24 protein-coding genes and 1 pseudogene are annotated in these 22,876 nt (G+C 40.5%); 12 read left to right on the top strand and 13 right to left on the bottom strand.

Annotation, left to right across the window (positions count from 1 at the left end; all coding sequences use genetic code 11):
* Positions 1 to 630: 630 nt before the first annotated feature.
* The 3 genes from PROVALCAL_RS09395 to aspA form a co-directional block, all read right to left on the bottom strand.
* Complete coding sequence (locus PROVALCAL_RS09395; protein ID WP_117584513.1) at positions 631 to 969, bottom strand: helix-turn-helix domain-containing protein; 339 nt, start codon at positions 967 to 969, stop codon at positions 631 to 633.
* Positions 970 to 1,718: 749 nt separating this feature from the next.
* Complete coding sequence (locus PROVALCAL_RS09400) at positions 1,719 to 3,041, bottom strand: anaerobic C4-dicarboxylate transporter (protein ID WP_006658987.1); 1,323 nt, start codon at positions 3,039 to 3,041, stop codon at positions 1,719 to 1,721.
* A 139-nt stretch (positions 3,042 to 3,180) separates the two neighbouring features.
* Positions 3,181 to 4,605 carry an aspartate ammonia-lyase gene (aspA, locus tag PROVALCAL_RS09405; protein WP_006658988.1) on the bottom strand — a complete coding sequence of 475 codons (1,425 nt, stop codon included), beginning with the start codon at positions 4,603 to 4,605 and terminating at the stop codon, positions 3,181 to 3,183.
* 402 nt (positions 4,606 to 5,007) lie between these two features.
* On the opposite strand from aspA, the gene PROVALCAL_RS09410 reads away from it, so the two are divergent.
* The 4 genes from PROVALCAL_RS09410 to PROVALCAL_RS09425 all read left to right on the top strand — a co-directional run bounded on the left by PROVALCAL_RS09410 (position 5,008) and on the right by PROVALCAL_RS09425 (position 8,417).
* On the top strand, positions 5,008 to 5,532 hold the full coding sequence (locus PROVALCAL_RS09410) for an FxsA family protein (RefSeq protein ID WP_006662856.1): 525 nt from the start codon (positions 5,008 to 5,010) through the stop codon (positions 5,530 to 5,532).
* A 159-nt stretch (positions 5,533 to 5,691) separates the two neighbouring features.
* Positions 5,692 to 5,982 carry a co-chaperone GroES gene (locus PROVALCAL_RS09415; protein ID WP_006658991.1) on the top strand — a complete coding sequence of 97 codons (291 nt, stop codon included), beginning with the start codon at positions 5,692 to 5,694 and terminating at the stop codon, positions 5,980 to 5,982.
* A gap of 53 nt (positions 5,983 to 6,035) precedes the next feature.
* Complete coding sequence (gene groL / locus PROVALCAL_RS09420) at positions 6,036 to 7,679, top strand: chaperonin GroEL (protein ID WP_006658992.1); 1,644 nt, start codon at positions 6,036 to 6,038, stop codon at positions 7,677 to 7,679.
* Between the two features lie 393 nt (positions 7,680 to 8,072).
* A complete protein-coding gene (locus PROVALCAL_RS09425) occupies positions 8,073 to 8,417 on the top strand; it encodes a DUF4156 domain-containing protein (RefSeq protein WP_006662858.1) in 345 nt (114 codons plus the stop codon).
* A gap of 58 nt (positions 8,418 to 8,475) precedes the next feature.
* Here the strand turns inward: PROVALCAL_RS09425 and epmB are convergent, their stop codons facing one another.
* The gene (gene epmB / locus PROVALCAL_RS09430; RefSeq protein ID WP_006658995.1) at positions 8,476 to 9,504 is read right to left on the bottom strand and encodes an EF-P beta-lysylation protein EpmB; all 1,029 of its coding nucleotides are present in this window, start codon (positions 9,502 to 9,504) and stop codon (positions 8,476 to 8,478) included.
* A 42-nt stretch (positions 9,505 to 9,546) separates the two neighbouring features.
* On the opposite strand from epmB, the gene efp reads away from it, so the two are divergent.
* Positions 9,547 to 10,113: an elongation factor P gene (efp, locus tag PROVALCAL_RS09435; protein WP_006658996.1), complete on the top strand. Its 567-nt coding sequence runs from the start codon at positions 9,547 to 9,549 to the stop codon at positions 10,111 to 10,113.
* 118 nt (positions 10,114 to 10,231) lie between these two features.
* Here efp and PROVALCAL_RS09440 read toward each other — a convergent pair whose 3' ends face one another.
* From PROVALCAL_RS09440 to PROVALCAL_RS09450, 3 genes are all read right to left on the bottom strand, one after another.
* Positions 10,232 to 10,435 carry a YbdD/YjiX family protein gene (locus tag PROVALCAL_RS09440; RefSeq protein WP_006658997.1) on the bottom strand — a complete coding sequence of 68 codons (204 nt, stop codon included), beginning with the start codon at positions 10,433 to 10,435 and terminating at the stop codon, positions 10,232 to 10,234.
* A 265-nt stretch (positions 10,436 to 10,700) separates the two neighbouring features.
* The gene (gene cstA / locus PROVALCAL_RS09445; RefSeq protein ID WP_006658998.1) at positions 10,701 to 12,794 is read right to left on the bottom strand and encodes a pyruvate/proton symporter CstA; all 2,094 of its coding nucleotides are present in this window, start codon (positions 12,792 to 12,794) and stop codon (positions 10,701 to 10,703) included.
* Positions 12,795 to 13,142: 348 nt separating this feature from the next.
* The gene (locus PROVALCAL_RS09450; RefSeq protein WP_006658999.1) at positions 13,143 to 14,048 is read right to left on the bottom strand and encodes an EamA family transporter; all 906 of its coding nucleotides are present in this window, start codon (positions 14,046 to 14,048) and stop codon (positions 13,143 to 13,145) included.
* Positions 14,049 to 14,316: 268 nt separating this feature from the next.
* Here PROVALCAL_RS09450 and sugE point away from each other — a divergent pair, with 268 nt between their 5' ends.
* The gene (gene sugE / locus PROVALCAL_RS09455; protein WP_006659000.1) at positions 14,317 to 14,631 is read left to right on the top strand and encodes a quaternary ammonium compound efflux SMR transporter SugE; all 315 of its coding nucleotides are present in this window, start codon (positions 14,317 to 14,319) and stop codon (positions 14,629 to 14,631) included.
* Between the two features lie 116 nt (positions 14,632 to 14,747).
* On the opposite strand, the pseudogene PROVALCAL_RS09460 reads toward sugE, so the two are convergent.
* Positions 14,748 to 14,891 (bottom strand): annotated as a pseudogene (locus PROVALCAL_RS09460) (helix-turn-helix domain-containing protein); the annotation flags it as partial.
* Between the two features lie 220 nt (positions 14,892 to 15,111).
* On the opposite strand from PROVALCAL_RS09460, the gene PROVALCAL_RS19475 reads away from it, so the two are divergent.
* From PROVALCAL_RS19475 to PROVALCAL_RS09480, 6 genes are all read left to right on the top strand, one after another.
* Positions 15,112 to 15,399, top strand: coding sequence for a hypothetical protein (locus PROVALCAL_RS19475; RefSeq protein ID WP_006659002.1), 288 nt, complete (start codon positions 15,112 to 15,114; stop codon positions 15,397 to 15,399).
* Positions 15,400 to 15,503: 104 nt separating this feature from the next.
* Complete coding sequence (locus PROVALCAL_RS19480; RefSeq protein WP_006659003.1) at positions 15,504 to 15,866, top strand: hypothetical protein; 363 nt, start codon at positions 15,504 to 15,506, stop codon at positions 15,864 to 15,866.
* 44 nt (positions 15,867 to 15,910) lie between these two features.
* Complete coding sequence (locus PROVALCAL_RS09470; RefSeq protein ID WP_006659004.1) at positions 15,911 to 17,086, top strand: MFS transporter; 1,176 nt, start codon at positions 15,911 to 15,913, stop codon at positions 17,084 to 17,086.
* Positions 17,087 to 17,113: 27 nt separating this feature from the next.
* Positions 17,114 to 17,395, top strand: a complete 282-nt coding sequence (locus tag PROVALCAL_RS20205; protein WP_006659005.1) for a hypothetical protein — start codon at positions 17,114 to 17,116, stop codon at positions 17,393 to 17,395.
* Positions 17,392 to 17,877, top strand: a complete 486-nt coding sequence (locus tag PROVALCAL_RS20210) for a hypothetical protein (RefSeq protein WP_006659006.1) — start codon at positions 17,392 to 17,394, stop codon at positions 17,875 to 17,877. Before PROVALCAL_RS20205 ends, PROVALCAL_RS20210 begins: the two co-directional genes overlap by 4 nt.
* A 51-nt stretch (positions 17,878 to 17,928) precedes the next feature.
* On the top strand, positions 17,929 to 19,122 hold the full coding sequence (locus PROVALCAL_RS09480; protein WP_006659007.1) for an MFS transporter: 1,194 nt from the start codon (positions 17,929 to 17,931) through the stop codon (positions 19,120 to 19,122).
* A 39-nt stretch (positions 19,123 to 19,161) separates the two neighbouring features.
* Here the strand turns inward: PROVALCAL_RS09480 and PROVALCAL_RS09485 are convergent, their stop codons facing one another.
* From PROVALCAL_RS09485 to frdA, 5 genes are all read right to left on the bottom strand, one after another.
* Positions 19,162 to 19,362: a hypothetical protein gene (locus tag PROVALCAL_RS09485; RefSeq protein ID WP_006659008.1), complete on the bottom strand. Its 201-nt coding sequence runs from the start codon at positions 19,360 to 19,362 to the stop codon at positions 19,162 to 19,164.
* Positions 19,363 to 19,531: 169 nt separating this feature from the next.
* Positions 19,532 to 19,885: a fumarate reductase subunit FrdD gene (gene frdD, locus PROVALCAL_RS09490; RefSeq protein ID WP_006659009.1), complete on the bottom strand. Its 354-nt coding sequence runs from the start codon at positions 19,883 to 19,885 to the stop codon at positions 19,532 to 19,534.
* Between the two features lie 15 nt (positions 19,886 to 19,900).
* On the bottom strand, positions 19,901 to 20,296 hold the full coding sequence (frdC, locus tag PROVALCAL_RS09495; protein ID WP_006659010.1) for a fumarate reductase subunit FrdC: 396 nt from the start codon (positions 20,294 to 20,296) through the stop codon (positions 19,901 to 19,903).
* Between the two features lie 14 nt (positions 20,297 to 20,310).
* Complete coding sequence (locus PROVALCAL_RS09500) at positions 20,311 to 21,045, bottom strand: succinate dehydrogenase/fumarate reductase iron-sulfur subunit (protein WP_006659011.1); 735 nt, start codon at positions 21,043 to 21,045, stop codon at positions 20,311 to 20,313.
* Positions 21,038 to 22,834, bottom strand: coding sequence for a fumarate reductase (quinol) flavoprotein subunit (frdA, locus tag PROVALCAL_RS09505; RefSeq protein ID WP_006659012.1), 1,797 nt, complete (start codon positions 22,832 to 22,834; stop codon positions 21,038 to 21,040). Before frdA ends, PROVALCAL_RS09500 begins: the two co-directional genes overlap by 8 nt.
* Positions 22,835 to 22,876: the final 42 nt, after the last annotated feature.

Raw genomic sequence — 22,876 nt, forward strand, 5'->3', positions numbered from 1 at the left:
ACCGCAGACAGACCCATAAATAATGCAGTAGAAAGTACCGTTGTTTTAAATGACATAATTAAGATTCCTATTTGTCCAAAGTTAAATAATCAAATTGATGATATAAAGGTCATATTCCATGTCGCAGTTTTACTATAGATATATACGTATAGAGCACGATATTATCTATTTACCTAGACTAAATTCGGGTTACATCAGTTATAAACATTCAATTTAAAGCTAGTTAATTTCCTTTACTCTATTCCTTAGATATAAAGGGGATACTCTCTCTGTTATAAAGAGAATATTACCTTTACCCTAAGTTAATAATTTAGGGTGTTATTAATTTTATTTTTTTGAAAATGTAATCCACCCTATTATTAAATTTAAAGTTTATTAATTTGAATGGATTACATTAGTGTTTTTTATATGAATTTTCGGTTAATATTCATTTGTGGTTCAATAGGTGTAAGTAACTATATTTATAAATCATCTAGATAAGATGAAATATCACCATTATTTTAGATAGTATTAAATATTTTATTTATGTGTGTTTAATATAAAAATCAAGAAAAGTATTTATTTTTTATATTAAATCAATGCACTAGATGCAATTTGAATGTAGTGTGTAATAAATAAAAGGTGTTATTGTTATTTTACAAAGTTATTTTTTAACAATGAGATATCTTTGCTACCAATACTGTTTAGTTTAAATTTCATTATGGAAACTCGAATGATTGCACGGTCTAAAAAATCTTGAATAGGCATTTTTAGTACATTTAAAACCTGTATTAACATATCTATCGTGATGTTACAGATACCGCGTTCATAACGAGAAACTTGTTGTTGAGAAATATTCAGTAAATTAGCTAATTCTTTTCCGCTGAGTAAACGGCGCTTGCGTAATAAGTAAATTTCATAACCAACTGCTTTTGTATAAATAGTTATTCCCTTCTTAGAAGAAGGGTTTTTATCATCTATTTCTATCATTGTATGCATTCCTTCCAAACAGCATCACTTAATAAGAATCGTATTTAGGTGAATACGAAGGATTGAAGAAAACATTGTATGAGAAAATAATTCCCCCCTGTTTTCTTCCAACTAATTTACGTGACGTTGTTTATAAAATCAAATAACGCAAATATAGAGTGATAGACAAAAATATTAATTTAAACTCCCTATGAGAGTAATACAAAATAATAAAGCTAGCAGTGAGCGGGTTTAAGGGGAGTAAGCTCTTTGAGACCATCGTTATTGGTTGGTGATTTATTCTTTTAAAATTAATTATTGATTAGCAAAAAAGAATATAATTCTGAATTTTACATTTATTAACAACTGGTAATCAAGCAGATCACGATTCAGCCTATTGGAGTCATAAAATCATCTTTTTTAATTTATTATGCCTTATTTTTCAGTTTGTTATGAATTGATTTTTAGTGATTTTATTTGATTTTTGGTGTGTCAAAATGTTTCATTTTATTTAAATGAAAATGAACGCTCTATTTTTGATAAGTTTAACTACTTAGTTAAAATTGCTTATTCTCTCTTTATATTACAAATTTATTTCAGATATTATCTATTTTTGACTTTCCAATTAAGTGAGAGTTTTGTTAGATATTTATTTAAAAGGTAATTCATCAGGTTCAGTTTGCCTATAGGGAGTATCAAGATGCAGATAATAAAAAAACCGTGACTCGAAAGCCACGGTTTTTTTGCATTTACTGATTGTAAATTGACGACTACAAGACCATACCGCCGAACAGGAAGCCGAAGGTAACAGCTAATGCGACAGCGATAGTACCCGGAATGAAGAATGGGTGGTTGAAGACGAATTTACCGATGCGAGTTGTACCGGTGTCATCCATTTGTACCGCCGCAACCAGAGTTGGGTAAGTAGGCAGAATGAACAGACCAGATACTGCTGAGAATGAAGCGATAGCGGTTAATGGGCTAACGTTCAGTGCCAGTGCCATTGGCATCAACGCTTTTGCTGTGGCTGCTTGAGAGTACAGAAGTGCAGAACAGAAGAAGAAGATAACCGCTAGCATCCATGAATGTTCGTGGATTAAGTCGCCCGCAGTTTCTTTGATCCAATCAATGTTGTGCTGTACGAAAGTATCACCTAACCAAGCAACACCTAAGATACAGATACAGGCGCTCATACCTGCTTTGAAGGTACTTGAGTTCAGGATTGCATCTGTGTTTACACGGCACAGAACAGTGATTAACGTTGCGACAGTCAGCATGATAATCAGGATAGCGTTCGTGGTGTTCATCAGTGGAGTTGTCACAATGCCTAAACTTGGGCTGTTGATAATTGCGTAGCAAACTACGCCAACAACGCCGAGTAAAAACAGCAGAACAGACGCTTTAGCACCCGGCTTGATCTCTTTAACTTGGCTACCACGTAGTTCAACTAAGCCTTCTGCTAAACGTTTTTGGTAGATTGGGTCATCAGACAATTTAGAGTTAAATGTCCAAGAGATAATGAAAGACATCAGGATGATAGCTAAGAACGTTGCGGGTAATAAAATACCTAACAGCGTGATATAGCTAACGGTGTTACCTGCGCCAACCATGGCTGGGTTTTCCATGACTGATGCCATGTAAACAACCGCCGCAGAAATTGGAGAAGCTGTAATACCTATCTGTGCTGCAACAACCGCCGTAGACAGTGGACGACATGGTTTCACGCCTTGTTCTTTCGCAACTTCTGCGATAACTGGCAGAGTAGCTAATGAGATATTACCTGTACCTGCGAACAGAGTTAGGAAATAGGTCACGATAGGAGCAAGGATAGTGATGTATTTTGGATTGCGGCGCAGTAATTTTTCTGTTTGAGCAACCAAGTAATCTAAACCACCTGCAATTTGCATTGCAGAGATGGCGGCAATAACAGCCATGATGATAGAGATTACGTCAAAAGGAATGGTTCCTGGTTTCACGCCAATTGCAGCAAGTACCAGAACACCTAGGCCACCGGCAAAACCGATACCTATCCCTCCAAGACGGGCCCCTAAAAAAATGGCCAGCAGAACAATGACAAATTCTACGGCTAACATAGTGTTTACTCCTCAAAAAAATGAAAATTATGAAACTGTTATGTTAATTATTTGTGTGTGTATTCATGAAAAAAGGCACGCTATCCGGTGGAAAGTCGTGCCCTTATTCTTAAGAATTATTTATGCTAAACATAAACAATTAGTCGTCAAATCTTTTTGCTTTATATTCTGGATGTTTTAGGTTCTCAACAGAGAAGATATCATCCAGCTCAGCTTCGGTCAGAAGTCCACGTTCTAGGACAACTTCACGTACGCTCTTACCAGTTTCCGCACAGATTTTACCCACGATATCACCGTTATGGTGACCGATGAATGGGTTCAGGTAAGTCACGATACCGATAGAGTTGAATACGAACGCTTCACAGATTTCTTTGTTCACTGTGATGCCGTTTACGCATTTCTCGACTAAGTTACGACATGCATTGCTCATCAGAGAAATGGATTCGAACATAGCTTGACCAATTGCGGGTTCCATTACGTTTAATTGTAATTGACCAGCTTCAGCAGCCATAGTTACACAGATATCATTACCGATAACTTTGAAGCATGCTTGGTTAACAACTTCAGGGATTACTGGGTTAACTTTTGCTGGCATGATAGAAGAACCTGCTTGTAATTCAGGCAGATTAATTTCTTTCAGACCGGCACGAGGACCAGAGGAAAGTAAACGTAAGTCATTACAGATTTTAGACAGTTTCATCGCCAGACGTTTTAGACCAGCGTGAACAGTGATGTAAGCACCACAGTCAGAGGTTGCTTCGATCAAGTCTTCAGCAGGAACACATGCTAAACCTGTCACTTCAGCTAATTTTTTAACTGCCAGTTCTGAATAACCTGGCGCTGTATTCAAACCAGTACCGATAGCAGTTGCACCTAAGTTAACTTCGAGCAGTAAATCGATGCTACGTTTTAAGTTTTTCTCTTCTTCTTTTAAAAGAGTTGCGAAAGCATGGAATTCCTGACCAACAGTCATTGGTACTGCGTCTTGTAACTGAGTACGACCCATTTTCAGGATGTCTTTGTACTCTTCTGCTTTTCTCTCAAAGCCTTCTTTCAGGTAAACAACAGAGTCGATTAATTTGAGGACTGAGTTGTAAACTGCGATACGGAAACCAGTAGGGTATGCATCGTTAGTAGATTGGCTTTTGTTCAGATGGTCATTTGGGTTTAAGAATTCATATTCACCTTTTTTATGACCCATCAGTTCAAGACCGATGTTTGCCAGAACTTCGTTGGTATTCATGTTCAGTGATGTGCCCGCACCACCTTGGAATACGTCAACTGGGAACTGATCCATGCATTTACCTTCGTTCAAAACAACGTCACATGCTTTGATGATGGTGTCTGCAATATTACGAGGGATAGTGTGCAGTTCTTTGTTAGCTAGAGCGGCTGCTTTTTTAACCATTACCATGCCGCGAATAAATTCTGGGACATCGTTAATGGTGCGGTCGCTGATATAAAAGTTTTCAATCGCACGCAGAGTATGAACACCATAATAGGCATCAGCTGGAACTTCTTTTTTACCTAACAGGTCTTCTTCGATACGAGTATTGTTTGACATGAGAACCTTCTTAATTAGATTACAGTTACTGTCCGTTTATGCGCTTTAAAAAATATATCCTAAAACTAAACTTCTAGGTGGTTACCACCTATTACTCCTTTATCAGTATTATGTTCTACTGACTTATGGGGTGATCATATGCCTTTTATCACCCTATACCTTGAACCTAGATCATTTTATGGATTGATTAGTGCAATAGAATTTATATTGTGTGATTTGAATCACAGATAAGCATCGTTAATGATCTTAATCCATGAGTTGAAAATCACGATAAGAGACCCAATTATTATGGCTATACTAATGAAAAAAGCGAATATGAATAGTAGTCTCTTAGAGATAGTTCACAAAGGTTTTCATTTCCCCCCGCAAAATGCAGTAGCTTATTGATATAAAGGAGTACTTGTGCGCTGGTTACCACTAATTCTGATATGTATTTTGGTGTATATAGAGTCGGTCATTTTTGTCCGAGTCGCGGCTGAAATTGGTGTATTAATGACATTAATTTTAGTGGTGCTCACATCCTGTTTAGGGGTTTCTCTTGTGAAGAACCAAGGGATGAAAAATGTCATGCAAATACAACAAAAATTAATGAGTGGTGAAAGTCCTGCCGCTGAAATGATTAAAAGTGTGGCGTTAGTGTTAGCAGGATTTTTACTTATTGTTCCTGGGTTCTTTACGGACTTTATTGGGCTACTTTTATTACTACCACCAGTACAAAAATTATTTGTGATGCGTTTAATTCCACACATTAAATTTTATCAACCAGGAAGTGGTTTTCAGGGGGGAGGTTATCAAAACGGTAATACCTTTGAGGGGGAGTACCAGCGTAAACAAGACGACCCTTCTTATACTATTGATGGTGAAAGCCATCGAGTCCCAGAAGATAAATCTTCAGATTCTGACAAAGATAATCCGCACAAGTCTTAATTCCTTTTAGTTTGTAGGGAGATAAATAATAAAAAAATTTATCTCCCACCCCTTGAAGTCTGACTCACCCACCCCAATCTCCTGAAACATGGTACTGGTGAAGATCACCTTGGTATCGACCTTTTACCCGTATGGACTTTATTTGTAGGAGAACTATTAATGAAAATTCGTCCATTGCATGACCGTGTTATCGTTAAACGTAAAGAAATCGAATCTAAATCTGCTGGTGGTATCGTGTTGACTGGCAGTGCTGCGGGGAAATCAACTCGTGGTGAAGTTATCGCTGTAGGCCAAGGCCGCATCCTAGAAAATGGCGATGTGAAAGCGCTGGATGTGAAAATTGGCGATATCGTAATTTTTAACGACGGTTATGGCGTAAAAGCTGAAAAAATCGACAACGAAGAAGTGCTAATCATGTCCGAAAGCGACATTTTAGCAATCGTTGAATAAGAATTTTCACTTAAAACTTTCATCAAACGAAAAGAATTTAAAGGAAAGAGATAATGGCAGCTAAAGACGTTAGATTTGGTAATGACGCTCGTACAAAAATGCTTCGTGGTGTCAATGTTCTTGCGGATGCAGTTAAAGTAACTTTAGGTCCTAAAGGCCGTAACGTTGTTTTAGACAAATCTTTTGGATCACCAGTTATCACCAAAGACGGTGTTTCTGTTGCGCGTGAAATCGAATTAGAAGATAAATTCGAAAACATGGGTGCACAAATGGTGAAAGAAGTTGCTTCTAAAGCTAACGATGCAGCGGGTGACGGTACAACAACCGCAACCGTTTTAGCTCAAGCAATTATCACTGAAGGTTTGAAAGCCGTTGCTGCTGGTATGAACCCAATGGATCTGAAACGTGGTATCGACAAAGCCGTTGTTGCTGCTGTCGAAGAACTGAAAACTCTGTCAGTTCCATGTTCAGATACTAAATCAATCGCACAGGTTGGTACTATTTCTGCAAACTCCGACGAAACTGTTGGTAAATTAATTGCAGAAGCAATGGAGAAAGTCGGTAAAGAAGGCGTTATCACCGTTGAAGAAGGTACTGGTCTGGAAGACGAATTAGACGTGGTTGAAGGTATGCAGTTTGACCGCGGTTATTTATCTCCTTATTTCATCAACAAACCAGAAACAGGTGTTGTTGAACTGGAAAACCCATTCATTCTGTTAGTCGACAAAAAAGTGTCTAACATTCGTGAATTACTGCCAGTATTAGAAGGCGTTGCGAAAGCGAACAAACCTCTGCTGATCATCGCTGAAGATGTTGAAGGTGAAGCACTGGCAACATTAGTTGTGAACACTATGCGTGGTATCGTGAAAGTGGCTGCGGTTAAAGCACCTGGTTTCGGTGACCGTCGTAAAGCAATGCTGCAAGATATCGCTATCCTGACTAACGGTACTGTTATCTCTGAAGAGATCGGTATGGAGCTGGAAAAAGCAACGTTAGAAGATTTAGGTCAAGCTAAACGTATCGTGATCAACAAAGACACTACTATCATCATCGATGGTATTGGTGACGAAGCGGCTATCGCGGGTCGTGTTTCTCAAATCCGTCAGCAAATCGAAGAATCTTCTTCTGACTACGACCGTGAAAAACTGCAAGAGCGTGTAGCTAAATTAGCTGGCGGTGTTGCAGTAATCAAAGTGGGCGCAGCAACTGAAGTTGAGATGAAAGAAAAACGTGCTCGCGTTGACGATGCTCTGCACGCAACTCGCGCAGCGGTAGAAGAAGGTGTTGTTGCTGGTGGTGGTACTGCGTTAGTTCGCGTTGCGGCTAAACTGGAAGCACTGAAAGGCGATAACGAAGAACAAAACGTAGGTATCCGTGTTGCTCTGCGTGCGATGGAAGCGCCAATGCGTCAAATCGTCACTAACGCAGGTGAAGAAGCTTCTGTTGTTGTAAACAATGTGAAAGCAGCGACAGGCAACGATGGTTACAATGCGGCGACAGATACTTATGGCGACATGATCGAAATGGGTATTCTGGATCCAACTAAAGTAACGCGTTCTGCTCTGCAATTCGCAGCATCAATCGCGGGTCTGATGATCACGACTGAAGCGATGATTACTGACATGCCAAAACAAGATGCGCCTGATTTAGGTGCTGCTGGTATGGGTGGTATGGGCGGAATGGGCGGTATGATGTAAGCCAACAGGCACACATCATGCGCCAGTAGCCGATAATTAACGGCTACCAGCCAAAATAAGACCGGCACCATGCATTATTGAGTGGTGCCGGTTTTTTATTGGTGCTAAAAAACGTTTTTTCGCTTTGAATTTATTAGGTCTATTACTTAGTTTTGCGTTAAGGTGACCCATCGGGTTATATTTAAGCCAAGGTAAAAAATAGTTTAAATAAGTAAAGAACATCACAAGCGTATTGATTATTTTGTGATAAACTCTGAACGATTGGCAATATTTGAAAAGTTTACAGGTATATTGGGTAAGCTAATTTACTGCCATAAAACAGAATTTTGAGTGATTGGAGCGACAAAGGTTCGACGACCAGCTGCAAAAACACAATGAAAAATGAGGGAAAACATGCGAATTAAAGTCTTGCTTGGTGCTGCTGCATTACTAACTTTAGCAGGTTGTACATCAACCAATGATCTGACTGCGGCAGGCTCACAAGTTCGTTTTGTTGAAAATCAACCAGGAAGCGAATGCCAACTTCTTGGTCAAGTCACTGGAACTCAAAGCAACTGGTTGAGCGGCGTTAATAATGAATCTAGCTCTATGCGCGGCGCGGCAAATGATTTACGCAACAAAGCTGCAGCAATGGGTGGTAACGTGATTTTTGGCGCATCAAGCCCAAGCGAAACTGTCCTGTCTAGCTTTGTTCCTGTTGATAGCAAGATGATTGGTCAAGTTTATAAGTGCCAATAATCATATATCAAGAAAACCCGCTTAATTAAGCGGGTTTTTTTATACTGATTCACTTTAGCTAGCTTTGGCGTAAGTTTAAATCAAGCAAGGTTTTGCTGGGTTCCCCACCTATTTCTCTTGCCAGTTTTGGCACTAAATATCCTGAAACTTGGCTTAGTAACTCGCGAATTAATTGCCTAGCTTCCAGATCACTCACTAAGAAATGCGCTGCGCCTTGAACTTTATCAAGCACATGTAAGTAATACGGTAAAATTCCTACATCAAATAACGCATTGCTCAGGTTGGCTAATGCAGTGACATTATCATTAACTTGGCGGAGCAATACGCTTTGGTTGAGTAGGGTGACTCCCGAACGTTTTAATTTCAGCATTGCTTGTGCAAACTCATCATCAATCTCATTCGCGTGATTAACATGGGTGACCATAATCACGTGTAAGCGGGATTGAGTTAAGCGCTGGCAAAGGGTATCTGTAATTCTTTCTGGGATTACCACCGGTAAGCGAGAATGAATTCGCAAGCGTGTAATGTGTGGAATTTCCTCAAGTTGGCTAATTAACCAGTCGAGCTCATGGTCTTTCGCCATTAATGGATCACCACCAGAGAAGATGATTTCATTGAGTTCACTGTGGTTTTTTATATAATCCACAGCCATCAACCAGTTATTTTTATTTCCTTTGTTATCTTCATAAGGAAAATGCCGGCGAAAGCAGTATCGACAGTTCACCGCACAACCGCCTTTAACCAGCATCAATGCTCGGTTGCGGTATTTGTGAAGTAAACTTGGGATCGCATTATCCTGCTCTTCTAGTGGATCAGTAGAAAAACCTGGATGTATATCGAACTCTGCTTTTGCGGTTAATACTTGCAATAACAGGGGGTCTAGTGGATCACCTTTTTTCATTCGCGAAATAAAAGGGTGCGGAACGCGTAAGGGGAATAACTTACGTGCTTCATGACCTTCTCGCGATGGCTGATGGTCTTCTAAGTTTAGTAATTGCAGCAATTCATCCGGATTAGTGACTGCTTCAGCAAGTTGTTGTATCCAGACTTCTCTGGATGAGGTATTTTGAGTTATAATATCGACCATTTTTTGGCTATGCCATTTTTAGTTTATAAATAGAGGATCTCCATGGCTACTTATAGTACCAATGAATTCCGCTCAGGTCTTAAAATCATGTTAGATGGTGAGCCGTGTGCAATTCTTGAAAGTGAATTCGTTAAACCGGGTAAAGGTCAAGCGTTCGCACGCGTTCGTCTGCGTAAACTGATTTCTAACAAACTGTTGGAAAAAACTTTTAAATCTACTGATTCTGTTGAAGGCGCAGATGTCATGGATATGAACTTAACTTACCTGTATAACGACGGTGAGTTCTGGCACTTCATGAACAACGAAACTTTCGAACAACTGGCAGCAGATGCGAAAGCTATCGGTGACAACGAAAAATGGCTGATCGACCAAGCAGATTGTATTTTAACGCTGTGGAACGGTCGTCCAATCGCGGTTACTCCGCCGAACTTCGTTGAGTTAGAAGTTGTTGAAACAGATCCAGGTCTGAAAGGCGATACAGCAGGTACTGGTGGCAAGCCAGCAACATTAAGCACTGGTGCAGTGGTTAAAGTTCCTCTGTTCGTTCAGATTGGCGAAGTGATCAAAGTTGACACTCGTTCAGGCGAATACGTTTCACGTGTGAAATAATTGTCGCACAGATCAAGCCCGTCATTATAGTGAGTGACGAAGTGAGATCAAGAAGAGCCGAATACAGTTTTGTACTGTATTCGGCTTTTTTATTTGTGGAGTTCAGACAGAGCAATGATTAACAACATTTAAACCCGCCTTTACCCTTACCACCGTAGCGAGCATCCTGCCGCTCTTTGAAAAACTCCTCATAAGTCATCGGCGTTTGGTCAGGATGAGTACGTTGCATGTGGGCGACGTAGTTATCGTAGTCGGGGACGCCGACCATCATTTTGGCAGCTTGTCCTAAGTAACGGGCCGCTTTCCCTAAGTTTCCAAACATAAATCCTCGTCATATTTTGCGCTGTAGCTGTGTTGTCTTCGTTAGTTAAACCCAAGTCACATACTTATGTATGCTCCTCGGGTTTATCAAACTCGTCGCCTTGCTACAACACAAACTATTTAGAGGATTGCATCGTAGCTAGCGATTTTGGAGAAAGAGAGTGAGTTTTGAAAAACATCTAAATCAAAAATCTAAAATACAAAACTGAAGTAAAAAGGTTAATAGATTCTCAATTCTCAATTCTCAGCTCTCAATCTCTGGTGTATTAATGATGGCGGGTGTTTGCCACAATCTCTTCGTAGTTGGCTGGCATTGGCTCGTAAGGCACTTCGTTGGCGGTCGGTTCCTTAGATTTCAATGCTTTTAACGCGGTACGGATAGAGAATAGGGCGAGAACCACAACCACAATCATAAAGAAAATCGTTAAGCCAGCATCTAAACGGTTATTGAAAACCAACTGAGTTAACTGTGATTCCGTATATTGCGGTGGCAAGTTGCCGCTATCTAACATCGCTTGAAACTTATTCGCGACGGCTAAGAAACCAACGCGGGCATCTTCACTGAAGGTCTTTTCCCAGCCAGCGGTCATCGTACACACCAATAACCACGAAGTTGGTAATAGCGCGACCCATGCGTAAGCTTGGCGCTTCATCTTGAACAGAACGACCGCACACAGCATCAACGCCATACCTGCTAGCATTTGGTTGGCGATACCAAACAGTGGCCATAAGGTGTTAATACCACCGAGTGGGTCAACGACGCCTTGATGTAAGAAATAACCCCAAGCCAGCACACACAATGCAGTGGCTATCAGGTTAGCGGGCAGAGAATCCGTTCTTTTCAATGATGGTGAAACCACACCCAGCAAATCTTGCAGCATAAAGCGTGCCGCACGGGTTCCGGCATCCACCGCAGTCAGGATAAACAGCGCTTCAAACAGGATGGCAAAGTGGTACCAAAAGGCAACATTCATCAACCCGCCTAGCGCGCCATGAAGAATATATGCCATACCGACTGCCAGTGTTGGAGCACCCCCGGCACGGGAAATAATGCTGGTTTCCCCAACCTCGTTGGCAATTTGCGTCAATTGTTCAGGGGTAATCTGGAAGCCCCAGCTGCTGACAACTTGTGCTGCAGAAGCCACAACATCTGTCGTGCCAGCTGGTGCTAACATCGCCATTGGGCTGTTCATCGCGAAATAAACGCCTGGGTCAATCACACAAGCTGCGACTAACGCCATGATAGCTACGAATGACTCCATCAACATCCCGCCATAACCGATAAAACAAGCTTGGTTTTCGTTGGCGAGCATTTTCGGCGTGGTACCAGAAGAGATTAAGGCGTGGAAACCGGAAACGGCACCACAAGCAATAGTGATAAACAAGAATGGGAATAAATCACCCGCCCAAACAGGACCCGTTCCATCGATATATTTGGTTAACGACGGCATCTGAAGATTTGGATTTAAAATTAAAATACCAATCGCCAGACCAATAATCGTACCGATTTTCAGGAAGGTAGACAGGTAGTCTCGTGGCGCTAACAGTAACCATACTGGCAACACCGCAGCCACAAAACCATACCCAACCAACATCCATGTTAGCTGGACGCCGGTGTAGTCAAAGTAAGGAGCCCAAGTTTCACTCTCTGCGACCCAACCACCAGAAATGATCGCAAAAACTAAGAAAATCAAACCAATAACTGAAACTTCACCAATGCGACCTGGGCGAATATAGCGAGTATAAATTCCCATAAAAATAGCCAGCGGGATGGTGAAGGCAACGGTATAGGTTCCCCACGGGCTGTGTGTTAACGCTTTCACGACAATCATCGCGAGCACAGCAAGGATGATCACCATGATCATAAAGCAAGCAATCAGCGCAATGACCCCAGCAGTATTGCCCATTTCCTCTTTAACCAGTTCACCCAAAGAGCGACCATCGCGGCGAGTGGAAACGAACAGCACCATAAAATCTTGTACCGCCCCTGCCAGTACTACCCCTGCGAGCAGCCAGAGCATTCCGGGCAAATAGCCCATTTGTGCCGCAAGTACAGGACCGACTAAAGGACCAGCACCTGCAATAGCGGCAAAGTGGTGACCAAATAACACTTTTTTGTCGGTTGGAACATAATCCAGACCATCGTTGTGACGAATGGCTGGCGTCATACGTGTAGAGTCCACTTGCAGGACTTTTTTTGCAATAAACAGTCCATAGTAACGATATGCGATCAAATAAATACAGACCGCGGCGACCACGATCCACAGGGCGTTGATCTGTTCACCTCGGTTTAATGCAATATAACCGAGTGAAAATGCGCCGAGCAGAGCGAGAACAATCCAAATCAATTGTTTACCCATAGCCTTTCCCCATCCATTCCGTTAACGAGCTTTATTAGTTATTTATGTAAGTAAAAACTCAGGCAGGTATAGCGAAAGTTAAGTGAAAGAAAAAGTAGCTAAATCGAGACACTTAATTGAAATTGTAGATAAATTGCAATATTGCAATTGGTATCACTAAAATTGAAGCGAATATTGGATTTTATCTTGTTTTGGTCTAGCGATAATCTTTGGTTTGGTTTTATCTATTATGTAGGTGTTGATTGTTGGATTATAATTCTGAATTTTTCTAAGGGTGTTTTTCTTAGGTCTTATGAGGCGCACAAAAAATACCGGAATAAAGTTTCCGGTATTTGAAGGGGTTGGCGATTATGTTCTGATCATTTGGATGATTTTTTTACCGAATAACGTCGTAATAAGTCCGAACATAATTAAAATTAATCCAGCGATTTGTACGCCATTAATATGCTCACCAAGGAATAACGCACTACTACTTAGTCCAAAGACGGGTACCAATAAAGAGAATGGGGCGACTCGCCAAGCCTCATAGCGTCCTAGCAATACTCCCCATAAGCCGTACCCAATGAAAGTAGAAAGGTAGGCAAGATATAAAATAACGCCGAGTACCGACCAGTCAAAACCAGCTAGACCTTGCACAATGGCATCTTCACCTTCAAAAATCCAAGAGCTTAATAAGAAGGGAATTATGGGGATAAGCGCACTCCAACTCACTAAAGAAAGGGCGCTACATTTTTCCTCACCTTGGTGTTGCATAATAATACGGTTAGTGATGTTACCGCATGCCCAAGATAACCCTGCAACCAAAATAAAGATCAAGCCTAACAGAGGGATATCATCGATGCCTCCAGAGGTTGCGCCATTAGCTAAAATCCCCAACCCCGCGATGGCGATAAACATGCCAAGAAAATGGGTTGGCTGTAGGGATTCTTTCAAAATAACCGCGCCGAGTAATAAGGTGAAAAAGGCTTGTGACTGTAAAATAACAGAGGCAATCCCCGCAGGCATACCGACTCGCAACGCACAGAATAGAAACGCAAATTGCCCAAAGCTAATGGTTAAACCATAAATCAATAGTAGCTTTAAAGGGATCTTGGGGCGCTTAAATAGGAAGATGGCAGGGAATGCCACAAACACAAAACGTAAGGCACCGAGGAGTAATGGGGGTAAGGCGGTTACGCCAAGTTTAATGATCACAAAGTTGACGCCCCAAATAATCACGACACACAGGGCAAGTAATATATCTTTGATACGCATGGTGTTTTCTCGGTACAGAATTGGCGGAGGATCTCTACTTTACCTGTGCTTTGGGATTTGTGCGACGAGATTGCATCTCATGACTCAAATTCAGCATGAATAGGATAAATGTGGGTGTTAATTTAGTGTTAATTATTATTTTAAGTGACTTGAGTCTCTTAAATTGAACGTTTATAATACGGTTTCATTTCGCGTATTCAGGACGACCTGAAATCATCACGTTTAAGTAATGGGGACGACCCCGAGAAGTTGACGGAGTACATCCACCATGGCTTGGATCATCTTATTATTCGCAGGTTTATTAGAAGTTGTTTGGGCAGTGGGTTTAAAATATACCCATGGTTTTACGCGCCTGACACCAAGTATCATCACTATCACCGCCATTATCGCCAGTATGGGCTTACTCGCTTATGCGATGCGTGACCTGCCTGCAGGAACCGCTTATGCAATTTGGACAGGAATTGGCGCTATCGGTACTGCAATTTTCGGGATTATTTTCCTTGGTGAGTCTGCCAATATGTTCCGGTTATTAAGCCTTGGCTTGATTGTGATGGGACTAATTGGGTTAAAACTTTCTAGTTAAGTCTCTGAGAATAAGAACGGGTGAGCGATGGCTTACCCGTTTTAGTAATTTCAGCATAATAGAATTCAAATAACATAATAATTATATTATCTTTTTTTCTTAATCAATAGAGCTGGCTTCTCTCCTTTAGGCCAGCGGCGTGACAATGCATTATTCAATGTTGAGGGATTTAATCCGACAGATCTGGATATGGCGGATAATGTGGTTCCTCTTTTTCGAATGGCGGCAATAATGTCCGCAGGATGCCAATCTTCTTTCATGTCATCTCCAATAATTATTAAATAATTAATCTTTAAATTTAATTAAATGCTTTTTAATTAAATTCACTATATGGTTTATTTGAAATGTTAAATTAGAGGGGTAAATTATCTTTTTAAATATCAATTAAATTAATCTTTGAAATAGAAAGTTTCTATGTTAAAGATATGTCGTTAATTTTCTATTGGTATATTTTAAATTTAATTTTTTCAGAGGTATACAATGAATGTAGAAAGCATTGAAATGGAAGTTCTGAGTAGAAATATGAAAAAGGATTTATTTTATTGTTTTGATTGGAATATTTTTGATGTTCATTATACTGTAGTAGATGTTGATAATAAAAAAATATATGCGCTATCAAGTGATTATGAATGGCAACTAACTTATTGGCATGAAGATATGGATTTGAAATTAGATGAAAGATTGCATGCAGGAATTCAATACTGGGAGAATTATTCGGATTCTTATAGAAAAATATTATCAAAGTTGAATTTTAAAAATAAAAAATAGATTTTTGTAGTCGATATAATAATGTATTTGAAATACTTTCAATTAATTCTTTTGATACAGTACCATCCTTGGATTTACTATCATTATGTAAGTGGCGAACAGTAATGGCGAGTTACGCTTATGAAAAATGGAATGCTCATGAGTATACTTCAATACCAATTAGGCAGGAAATAAATATAATTAAAAATGAAAATTCACTTAAAGGCATGAAAGAAATATCTGATTATATTCGATTTGGTAATCTCTCTTTTTCAAATAAAGAGATTTTAACTATTAAATTATTACTTTCTCATAGAAGTATAAAAGAGATCAGTCAAATTCAAGGGTGCACAGAAGCCACTGAAAATCTAAGAGTAGAAAAAATTAAGTGGAAATTGAAATATGAAGGTGAAGTTAATAATAAATTTTTCAATGCAATGGAGGAACACTGTATTACATTGAACAGTCTGGGGGGAATTGAATTGTAATAAATAGATTTAATTGAATCTCTATAGGGAAAAGGAGTTAACTTATGAAATGGAAATTAAGATTTGGTGCAGTGGCAGGTAATGCTTTAGAGTTTTATGACCTTGCTATTTTTGCTGCGATTTCATCATATTTAAGTGCAGAATTGACCCGACTTGGTTATCAACAAGCCACGGAAATGGTTTGGGGAATTTTTGCATTGCGTTTTATTATGCGTCCAATTGGCGGATATGTTATAGGACGATATGCAGATAAAGTAGGCAAAAAATCTGCGTTAATTTTGGTGAGTATTATTACAGGTAGTGCAACACTAACGATGGGTCTACTTCCAATTCATTTACTTGGAACATATGCGCCATTAGTGATTTTAATACTTCAAATGGCATTATCTTTTAGCTATGCAGGTGAGGCCCCATCATTATCGGCTTACTTATATAAAGATTCTCAACCGCATGAGCGAGGGCGCATATCCGGTTTATTGACAGGAAGCGCAGTGGTCGGTGTGATTGGTTCATTAGCGATTGTCTTATTATTAGAACGTATTTTAGATGTCGAATCCATGCAAAAATTTGGCTGGCGAATTCCATTGTTATTAGGATTAGCAAATATACTCATCTGTTTTTGGTTTAGATACTGGCTTCCGAATCAGCCGATAGAAAAAGTGAAAGATAAGATAGACTGGTTTAAAGCACTTAATATTTTTCTGATTGTTATTCCTGGTTCGGTTATTTTCTATACATTAAACTTTTCTTCATCATTTATAATTAAAGAAATAAATATAGAAGGATTTAGAAGTATATATGCGATTATGTCGTCTATATTTTTATTAATATTTATTGCTATTATTGGTTTTTTAACGGATAAATATAGCTATTCTGAGAGAGTTTTTAAATACGGCGTTAAACTGGCGTTTGTATTTTCTACCCCGATCTATTTTTTTATATCTAATCATGGTTTGGTTGCATCAATTCTATCCCAACTAGTTATGCTCATTATTTCCGCAATGGTTTTATGTAATTGGAATTACGCAATGACAAAGCCAGCGGGTGGGCATGTGACCACATTCAGTATGGGATACAATATTGCATCAGTTATTATCGGAGGGGTAACGCCTATGATTATCAGTAATTTGGTGAGTATTCATGTTTCTTTAGTGGGTGTTTTTGTCATGATGAGTACATTGGCCTTGTTTCTTTCTTTCATTCTTTCTAAGAAGAAATAATTTTTTAAAAAACTTAAGGGGTGATATATGGATGTAGAAAACAAAAGTCTTGAATCTTCTTGTACTGAATTTAATCGTAAATTTCTTAATTATTTTGATTGGAATGAGGTGGATGTTAATTATAGCCGAATAGATCTAAGTAATAATATGGTTAAAACCCTTTCAAATCATTATGAATGGGTTTTAATTTGTTGGGATGATGACTTAGATAAAAAGGTTAAGGAAAGGCTGGTGAGCGGTGTTCAATATTGGGATAATTATTCTGATTTTTTCAAAAAACATTATCTAAAAGTCATAAGAGTGAAATGAAAGTGGATTTTTGCACAAAATATGGCAATGTTTATGAAATTATTTCTGTAAATTCAAATAAAAAACTGGAGAGTAAGGATTTGCTAGAGATTTATAAATTAAGAGCCGTAGTCTCTGATTACGCACATAATTTATGGAAGGATAATGAAGAAATTATTTTACCACTTAGAGCGGATCTTAATACATTGATAAAGTCAGAGAATCCTAAAAGAGAAATATTAGATACTCACCAATATATGCGTTTTGGTAATATTCGTTTTACTCGCAAAGAAATGATCACCATTCGTTTATTACTTTCCCACTGCAAAGTAAAAGAAATTAGTTATATCCAAGGTTGTGCAGAAGCCAATGAGCACAAACGAATTCAACGTATTAAAGAAAAATTAGGATGTCCTCATGTTTCTTCCAGTGGTTTATTTACGGTTCTAAAAGAACATGGAATTACATTGGCGTGTTTAGAAACCCTAGTGAGCTATCCGTAATTTCCCGACATTATTTATTTAGGATAAAATTTTTACAACAAGGATGATGCAATGAAATGGAAATATCGCATTGGTGCAGCCGTAGGAAATGCGTTGGAATATTATAATATTGCCATTTTTGCTGCAATATCAGTTTATTTGAGTACAGAGTTGGAAAAATTGGGTTACTCACAGTCCACGATAATGGTATGGGGGATTTTTGCGCTGCGTTTTTTAATTCGACCTATTGGCGGGGTTGTTATCGGGCGTTATGCAGATATTGCAGGGAAAAAAGCGGCGTTAGTCTTGACGAGCTTTATTACTGGCGTTGCAACATTATGCATGGCGTTATTGCCTATCCAATTACTAGGAATTTATACCCCAATCGCTATTTTAATACTTCAGCTTGCTCTTGCTTTTAGCTTTGGCGGTGAGTACCCATCGGTAGTGGCTTACTTATTCTCTGATACGAAAAATAACGAGCAGGCCAGAATTGCGGCGTTAATCTCTGGAAGTGTAGTGGCAGGGGTTATTCTTTCTGTAGGATTAGTCGTGTTTTTACAGAAAGTTCTTGATAAAGAAACGATGCACAGTATTGGTTGGCGGATCCCATTATTTGTAGGTTTGCTTAATATAGGGATCAGTTTTTGGTTTCGTGCGAGATTACCAGAAAAGCAGGAAAATAAAGCAGAAAGGCGAACGTTTAATTGGCAAGGGATCGTTTATCTTTTTTTGTTAACCGCACCTGCCTCAGTGGCTTTTTATTCACAAAACCTTTCTGGAACAATTATTGTTAACCATTTGAAGCATGATGTATTAAAGGATGTTTTTCCATTAATCTCTTCAGGGCTTTTGTTAGTACTGATTATTTTAACTTGCTGGTTAACAACGAAATACAGCACACCATCGAAAGTTTACCGGATGGGGGTTACTGCGCTAGTGCTCTTATCCGTCCCTGTTTATTTTACGCTTCAGCTCGATAGCCTCATGCTAGTTGGTCTTGCTCAATTTGTCATTGCAGGGTGTTCTGCAATGATCCTTGCAAATTTACCGGCCGTTCTGGCAAGTGCGGTACATGGCAATACCGCAATGCTAGGCGCTGGCTATAATGGGGCTTCTGTGTGCATTGGGGGGATAACGCCGCTAGCCATTACCTACTTGAGCGATTTTCATTTAGGTTATGCAGGCTGCTTTATTGCATTTTGCGGGACATTATTTTTCTTGATTCGTTGGTTGCCAAAATCAAAAGCACTAGAATTTAATTAACTGATTAACCCCATAGTCAATCTATGGGGCAATTTTTTTTTAGCCCAGTAATTTTAAAAAACGCCCATACAGCAATCCACCCAAATTGCTTTGGTTGTATTCACTGGTTGTGGCGAGGTTATCCACTGCCGCATGCCAAGCTTGCTGCTGCTCACCGAGAAATAAAATCTGTTTAATTTGCTCAACGGCATGTTGTTCGTGGCTGTTAGTATGCCAGTGATATTCGTCGTGAAATAGCATGTCGTGGAGGGGCTGTTTCTCAACATGTGGTGAGGGCGATAAAACAACAGTAATAACATTATTGTTCTGTTTACCCTCGCTGGTGGTAGAATTTGAAACCCAAAAAAATACCTCATCACGCAGTGCATTGATGAGGTATTTATTAGCAATTTATATTATTAATCAGCAATTACAGAGTGAATACACCGATAATTGCGATAACGCTAATGATTGCAGAGCTGCCGTAGAACACCCATTTTGTTGCAGGGACATGCACTTTAAAATCGTGCAGGGTGTGGTGAATACGGTGCATACCACACCATACTGGCAGAATAATCATCAGTAATAAGAAAATGCGTCCAATAAAGCTTTGGCTAAATGCCATGATGCGCTCATAGCTCAGCATTTCTGGTGCGACACCTAATGGGATTAAAATACCCAGTAAAAGGATGATTGCAGGACCAATAACGGCGCTCCACATACCACCTGCACCAAATAATCCCCAGAAAATCGGCTCATCGGAACGTTTAGGCGTTAGATTCATCAGATTCTCCTTAGATTAAAATAGTAATGCGATTGCTAAAATAGCCGCAGTCACGACTATAGTGAGAGCCCAGAAGCCTTTTACGATAGGCTCATCTGGCAGTTTCTTATCTTTAACAATGATAGCCACAGCTTTTGGTGCTAGCTTGAACCATGTTGTGGTATGCAGCAGCGTTGCCGCTAATGTCACAATGTTAATGATCAGAATAATTGGATTACTTAAGAACCCAACAAAGCCCGCCCAAGATTCAGGGCCATTTTTCAGTGCAAATACGCCGTACAGGACTAAAATGCTGAACCAAACCTGAAGCACAGAAGTACTTTCACGCATGATGTAAAAGCGGTAGAAACCCAGCTTTTGCCACCAGTCGCCTTTCATTTCCCTGACATAGGGTTTACGTTTAGTTGTCATGACTTCAATTCTCCTTATCGTGGCTTCAGCATGGCGATAACAAAGTCTTGCGCACTCGCAACTTTACCTTGTTGGATAGCCGCCGCCGGGTCGACATGCTTAGGACAGACTTCAGAGCAGTAACCTACAAACGTACAGCTCCATACACCGTTGTCACCATTTAATAGTGGCATACGCTCTTTCGCGCCGTGGTCACGGTTATCGAGGTTGTAGCGCTCTGCTAAGGTAATTGCCGCAGGGCCTAAGAACTCAGGGTTCAGACCAAACTGTGGACACGCTGCATAGCACAGACCGCAGTTAATACAGCCAGAGAACTGATGGTATTTCTCCATCTGAGCTGGAGTTTGCTTGTTCGGACCGTCAGAAGGTTTGCGATCATTACCGATAATGTACGGTTTAATCGCTTCTAAACGCTCGATAAAGCTTGTCATATCAACAACAAGGTCACGCTCGATAGGGAAGTTACCCAGTGGCTCGATTTTAATTCCTTGTGGATAGTCACGCAGGAATGTTTTACAAGCCAGTTTAGGTACATTGTCCACCATCATGCCGCAAGAACCGCAGATAGCCATACGGCAAGACCAACGGTAAGACAGGTCTGGCGCGAGGTTATCTTTGATGTAGCCCAAAGCATCTAACAAAGAGGTTTGCTCGTCATAAGGGACATCATAAGTCACTAAATGGGGTTCATTATCCGTTTCTGGATTGAAACGCATGATCTCCATTTTTAAGTGTTTCATATCATCCATTAGCTTGCTCCTTATTCGCCTTATCTTGAGCTGCCCCTTCAGCACCATACACACGTTTCGCTGGTTGTGATTTAGTGATTTTCACATCAGAGTACTCAAGGCGTGGTGCACCTTCTGGGTTATAGAACGCCAGAGTATGTTTCAGGAAGTTGACGTCATCACGCTCAGTGCAACCTTCGTCAAGACGTTGGTGCGCACCGCGAGACTCTTTACGGTTAATCGCCGAGTGAGCCATACATTCCGCCACGTCTAAGCCGAAGCCTAACTCGATGGTGTACAGTAAGTCAGTGTTGAAGACGCTGCTATGGTCAGTGATTTCAACATGCTTGAAGCGCTCTTTCAGCTCTGCCAGTTTATCAACAGTTTTCTGCATTAATTCAGGTGTACGGTAGATACCGCAACCTTCTTCCATCGAAATACCCATTTCATCACGGATTTTAGACCAGCTCTCTTTACCTTTTTGGTTCAGAAGTTTTTGCAGGTCATTTTCGATATCACGAGTACGTGCTTCGATAGCGCTTGCATTTGCAGGGGTAGCTTCAGCAGCATGACGTGCCGCTTCTTCACCCGCTAAACGACCAAATACCACTAATTCTGCCAGTGAGTTAGACCCTAAACGGTTTGCGCCGTGTAAGCCAACAGACGAACATTCGCCTACTGCAAACAGACCTTTAATACGGGTTTCTGTGCGCTGATCCGTTTCAATACCACCCATGGTGTAGTGTGCAGTTGGGCGAACAGGAATTGGTTCGTTCACTGGGTCAACACCCACGTAAGCTTTTGCTAGCTCACAAATAAATGGTAGACGCTCATGCAGTTTTTCAGCACCTAAGTGACGTAAGTCTAGGTACACAACATCACCGCGGTGAGTGCTGATAGTGCGACCTGCGCGCCATTCGTGCCAGAATGCTTGTGAAACTTTGTCACGCGGACCCAGTTCCATATATTTGTTTTCTGGTTTGCCCAGTGGAGTTTCTGGACCCATACCGTAGTCTTGCAGATAGCGATAGCCATCTTTGTTGACCAAGATACCGCCTTCACCACGGCAACCTTCAGTCATCAGAATACCGGAGCCTGGTAGACCTGTTGGGTGATACTGAACGAATTCCATATCACGCAGTGGTACGCCATGGCGCAGCGCCATACCCATACCATCACCTGTTACGATACCGCCGTTGGTGTTATAACGATAAACACGACCTGCACCACCTGTTGCCATAACGATAGCATTAGCACGAATTTGAACTTTCGTACCTTCCATCATGTTCAGAGCAACCAAACCACGTACTTGACCTTCATCCACAATAATATCGAGAACAAAGTGTTCATCGAAACGCTGAATTTGAGGGTATTTTAATGACGTTTGGAACAGGGTATGCAGCATGTGGAAGCCGGTCTTATCGGCTGCAAACCATGTACGTTCAATTTTCATTCCACCGAAACGGCGAACGTTAACTGAACCATCTGGTTTACGGCTCCAAGGGCATCCCCATTGTTCCAGTTGGGTCATTTCTGTTGGGCAGTGTTCGACGAAGTAATCGACGACATCTTGCTCACACAGCCAGTCACCACCAGAAACGGTATCATTAAAATGATAGTCAAAGGAATCATGGGCTTGAGTAACTGCGGCTGATCCCCCCTCTGCGGCCACGGTATGGCTACGCATTGGGTAAACTTTTGAGACCAGAGCAATCTTGATATTGGGATTTGCTTCAGCAGCAGCAATTGCTGCACGTAAGCCTGCGCCCCCGGCCCCGATAATCGCTAAATCGGCATTGAAGGTTTGCACTGCGCTTCTCCATTGTTCAAGTGTAAAGTGTTAAATTAATAA

It is taken from the genome of Providencia alcalifaciens DSM 30120 (assembly GCF_000173415.1).
Classification (GTDB): Bacteria; Pseudomonadota; Gammaproteobacteria; order Enterobacterales; family Enterobacteriaceae; genus Providencia; species Providencia alcalifaciens.